The 4,560-nt window shown below is 68.0% G+C and carries 5 protein-coding genes; all 5 read left to right on the top strand.

The window, feature by feature from the left end:
- The first annotated feature begins 55 nt into the window (after nucleotides 1-55).
- The 5 genes from ACFW1I_RS38020 to ACFW1I_RS38000 all read left to right on the top strand — a co-directional run bounded on the left by ACFW1I_RS38020 (nucleotide 56) and on the right by ACFW1I_RS38000 (nucleotide 4,469).
- Nucleotides 56-373 carry a helix-turn-helix domain-containing protein gene (locus ACFW1I_RS38020; RefSeq protein WP_384678637.1) on the top strand — a complete coding sequence of 106 codons (318 nt, stop codon included), beginning with the start codon at nucleotides 56-58 and terminating at the stop codon, nucleotides 371-373.
- Nucleotides 374-476: 103 nt separating this feature from the next.
- Entirely contained in the window at nucleotides 477-1,304 is an 828-nt protein-coding gene (locus ACFW1I_RS38015) for a hypothetical protein (protein ID WP_384678635.1), read from the top strand.
- The gene (locus ACFW1I_RS38010) at nucleotides 1,301-3,322 is read left to right on the top strand and encodes a hypothetical protein (protein ID WP_384678633.1); all 2,022 of its coding nucleotides are present in this window, start codon (nucleotides 1,301-1,303) and stop codon (nucleotides 3,320-3,322) included. The genes ACFW1I_RS38015 and ACFW1I_RS38010 overlap by 4 nt, the downstream gene beginning before the upstream one ends.
- Nucleotides 3,319-4,089, top strand: coding sequence for a hypothetical protein (locus ACFW1I_RS38005; RefSeq protein ID WP_384678631.1), 771 nt, complete (start codon nucleotides 3,319-3,321; stop codon nucleotides 4,087-4,089). Before ACFW1I_RS38010 ends, ACFW1I_RS38005 begins: the two co-directional genes overlap by 4 nt.
- 59 nt (nucleotides 4,090-4,148) lie before the next feature.
- Complete coding sequence (locus ACFW1I_RS38000) at nucleotides 4,149-4,469, top strand: hypothetical protein (protein ID WP_384678629.1); 321 nt, start codon at nucleotides 4,149-4,151, stop codon at nucleotides 4,467-4,469.
- Nucleotides 4,470-4,560 lie beyond the last annotated feature (91 nt).

The raw sequence follows: 4,560 nt of genomic DNA, 5'->3' as shown, positions 1-4,560 counted from the left end.
TCAGCCCCAACGAATACGAACGCCGACACCACGCGGCTAAGCTCACACTCGCCGCGTGATCACCGAAGCGTGTCCACCATCACGGGGGAAGGCCCCAGAGGCCGTACGTCTGGAAATGGCCACCTCACCGGTGGCAGTGCGTCTGGCTTCAGCTCTGGGCCGGTTGCTGCAGGCAGCCTCCGGCGAGGGATGCGACTACGTCGTGCGCCTGACGCAGATCGAGCTGTCGCAGATGATCGGCGCGTCCCGTAACGCTGTGGGAACGGCTCTCAAGCCGTGGCGTGAGCAAGGATGGCTCGTCAACGAGGCCGGCGGCGGTCTGATCATTCGCGACATGCCGTCGATCCGCTCGCATGCGGATGCCCAGAGGTGATCGACAGCACGGTCGCGGTGCCCACTGCTGGGCACCGCGACGGAACGTGCGCGGCCAGCATGGGCCGCCACCCGATCATTCCTGCCAGGAAGGCCGATGCTGCATGCCCCCTGCTGTCACACCGGACGCGGACGATGTCCCGCAGGAATACGCCCTGTTGGTCGTCGATATGAAGGACTACAGCAAGATCCCCGAGGCGAAGATGGCTCCCACTCTGGCCGACTTGGAGTCCATCTTGTCCACCGTCTTCGAGCAGTGCGGGATCGACGACGTCGTCACGCTCGACAACGCGGTCAAGGACCGTGGCGACGGATCCATCTACGTGCTCTCCTCCCGGCACGTGGCCAGGCTGGTCGACCCGCTCCTGGGTCACCTCAAGCAGGCCCTGGAGCGACGGGAGCAGAGCCGTCTGGCCAGCTCCCCCTCCATCCGGCTGCGTGCGAGCGTCCACGTCGGCCCCCTTGTACTGCCCAACCACCGCGGTGATGCCACGGTTGACGCCTGCCGTCTCGTCGAGAGCGTGGCCGTCCGCCGGGCCATGGATGCTGCCCTCGACAATGACCTGCCGCTGGCCGCTGCCGTGTCGGACCCGGTCTACGACCGCTCCGTCCGCGCCGAACGCACCAGGACACTGAAGCCGCGGGACTTCCATCCGGCCACGGCCCTCGTGAACGGCAAGCCCGGATTCGAGGAAACGTGTTGGCTCCACGTGCCCGGACTCGTCCCGGCCGTCATCGCCTCCTACCTCAACGCCGACAGCAGCACCTCGTCCGCCGGCCCGCGCGGCTCCGAGAGCCAGAGCCGGACGAACGACGGCCCGGCTCGCGAAAAGCCGGCGATCCCGGCGGGAGGGCAGAGGGCCAAGGCCAAGGGCAAGGCGCGGATCGTACAGGTCGGCGGCGACTACAACCGCGGCCGGGAGGAAGCGTGAGCACCGGCACTACGGACGCGGGAATGACGCCGCCGTTCCAGAAGGCTGAGGCGACCGGCAACGCCACGGTGACGCAGGTCGGCAGGGACTACAACGAGCACCACCATCGCTACGAGCGGAGCTGGCAGTATCTGCGCGGCGTCGGTGTCGACGCGGCCGAACTGGACCTCGCCGAGCACGCGTTCGTCGACTCCGCGGGCCCCGGCGGGAGCGGACAGGCGACACTGGCCGTCAGCAGACTGTCGCGCCAGCACGAGCGAAGCCACACGCTGGTGCTCTGCGGTGAGGCGGGCACGGGGCGGCGTACGGCTGCGCTCCATGTTCTGCTCAAGGCGGGCGTGCACAAGGAGCGGATCCGCTGGCTGGTGCTGGACTGGGACCAGCCGCGTACCGAGCAGATTCCTCACACCGCAGGGCATGGCTTCATCCTGGACCTCACGGGATACAGCGGGCTGGATGACGACTTCTACACCGGCCTCGGTGACTACCAGAAGGCGGCGCAGGCAGACGAGGCCTTTCTGGTCATCCTGGCCGATGAGGGTTCTTGGAATCCCCGGACGTTGGCCAACGTGCCCACGACGCACCTGGTCCGCCCGCCGGCTCAGCAGGTCGCCTTGGCGCACCTTCGCCATCGTGCGGGCGACCGGGTGGACTGGCTGAAGAGTCCGTCGCTCGACACGCTCCTCACCGAAGCCTCTCAGGTCTCTGACGCCGCCCGCTTGGCCGGCCTTATCGCCGAGGCCAGCGAGGACGACAGGGATGCGATCAAGCAGCAGTTCACCGACTGGCGCAAGCACCTCGAGGACTGGTTCACGAGCCATTCGTCCGAGGATGACCTGCGCGAGCGGGCCCTGCTGATGGCCGCCGCCCTGCTGGAGAACACGCCCGCTGACATCGTGCTGGAAGCAGCGGACAAGCTGTTCGAGGAAGTTGGCGGTGTCCTGCCGCCCGGCGGCGCACTGGCCGGCCGTGACCTGCGGGCACGCCTGCATGCCATCCATGCTTCAGTGGTGGGTGAGGAGTGCATCTCGCTGGACGAGGAGCGACACGGACTGGCCGAGGCGGTTTTGAAGTACGTGTGGCAGCAGCGGCCGCAGCTGCGCGGAGTGCTGCTGGAGTGGGCGTCGCAGCTCAGCGCCCCGAACGGAATCGCCGTTCGCCATCTCGGGCGCATCGCCGACCGTCTGGTGCAGCTGTCCCTGCTGCCCGGCGGCTCGACCGTGCAGACCGTGATGAGCGGGTGGATCGAAACCGGCCGCGCGGGCCATCGGCAGCTGGCCATCGGTGTCCTGGAGACGATGGCCCTGCACCCTGACACGGGCCCTGGTGTGCGCAGGTGGCTGTATGACTGGGCGAAGCAGAAGACCGTCAGCAGGGAACTGGTCTCGGCCGTTGCCGAGATCTGTGCCGGACGGCTGGGCCAGAAGTACCCGCGCATCGCCCTGACCCGACTGCGCGTCCTTGCGTCGCGTGACGACGGCCTGGCCAGCGAGGCGGTCGCCGATGCGGTGCGGGCACTGGCCAATGTGCCGGAGCAGCGCATCCTGGTGCTGTCGGAGATCATCCAGTGGGCCGAGTCCCCGGAGAGTACGACACGCAAGGCCGGGGCCAGCACCTTCCTGGCACTGACCGACATCACCGACACCGCTCTCCTGCCTTCGGCGCAGGAGCCCGCCGGTGACCCCACTGCGGAGCTGATCGACCAGCTCTTCATCCGGGGCTGGCGGGCCGCCCTGGAAGAACCCTCCACGGCGGCAGAAGCCCACGCCCGTCTCGCCGAGTGGCTGGACTCCCCCGCGCTGCCAGACGCACTGCTCATGCCGATCACGGCCGCGGTGCTACGCGGGCACCTCCACGAGGCAGGAGCAGCCGGCATCCTGGTGGGCACTTCTAGCACCTCGGACCTGGGACGGACACGGCGTAGGAAACTGTTTCACCGTCTGATCGACGAACAGACACTCTCCCCTGCAGCATCCGATTCCGACGCTGGTGGTGACACCTACCCGGCGCAGCCGTGACCTTCCTGCCATGGCGCCGCCGCACACCTGCGCTGCCCGCGCCGTGTGCGGCCGACGCCCAGGAGGCGTGCCATCCGCTCGTCCTGCGGGATGAGCGGATGGCAAGTCGCCTCAAGGCCGTGTGCTTCACCGTCCGCATCGACGGCGCCTGGAACTGGACACGACCCGATTCCCCGGAGCTTCACGACCCGGCGGCGACGGCCAGAGACCATCTGCGCCGGCACGCTGCGAAAGTCTTGCGACAGCACTCCGTCCTCGATCTCGCTGCTGCACAAGACGCCGTCAATGCCGCCCTGAGCCAGTGGAGTTGCGTCGCACCAGGTTTGAGGTGCATCGGTGGCGCGCGTTTGGAGGCCGCGCCCCGCGACCGCAACCTGGCCCAAGAACATGCCTGTCGGCAGCAGACGCTGAGCCTGGCGCACGAGGAGGAACTGGACCGCCTGGCGCATCTGCAGCACGTACTGGCAGACCCTGACCTGCGCCGAGTGTGGTGGATCGCCCAGTTTCCCGACCGCTTTGACGACCTCCAGGCCCTCGCGGCCGCTCTAGAGGGTCTGCCGCCTCCCCACGAGGCCGAGAGCGACGGCATCCGCAGCGACATCCTGCGCTTCACCGAGCAGCTCGTCACCGACCTCCACACGCCCCAGCAGCGCGAAATCCTCCTCCAGGCCCTCGTCCAAACCCTGCAGACGCTGGGCCACCACAGCCTCAAAGACGCTGCCGACCGCTGGCGTACCCCACCCGAGACCGGGAGCACACCTTCATGAACCTCCGCATCACACGATGGCTCCTTGCACCAATGCGGCAGCGACGGACTCTCCGGCTCATGAAACGCCACGGGCCCTCACTGCCGTACGACACCGCATGGGCCCTCACCACCCTGCGCACCGCGCCGGACGACGCCCTTCTGGTCCGCGCCTGGGCCCGCGAGAACCCGGACAGGGCACCCGGTGTCCACTACGACCGCTGGCACGACCTGAGCAAAAAGGAACAGCAGCGGCGTCATAGATGGCTGCGGCGCCACAGCCGGTCTCCCATCCAGCTCCTGGACCTGGAAGCCGGTCTCATCCTCAGCACGGGCCTGCACGTCCTTGACTGGGGTCCACCATCGCAGCCCAGCGCACACAACCGCCCGACAGCACGGTGAACCGTTCCGGCTTTCCTGCCGGTGTTTTGTGGGCCGGTGATCAGTCGGCCACGGGTTCTGTGTCAGCGTAGTGTGCTGCCTCGTACTCGGT

It is taken from the genome of Streptomyces sp. NPDC058955 (assembly GCF_042741435.1).
GTDB lineage: Bacteria > Actinomycetota > Actinomycetes > Streptomycetales > Streptomycetaceae > Streptomyces.
Note: the sequence above shows the minus strand (reverse complement) of the source record. Positions and strands in the feature narration are given on the sequence as shown.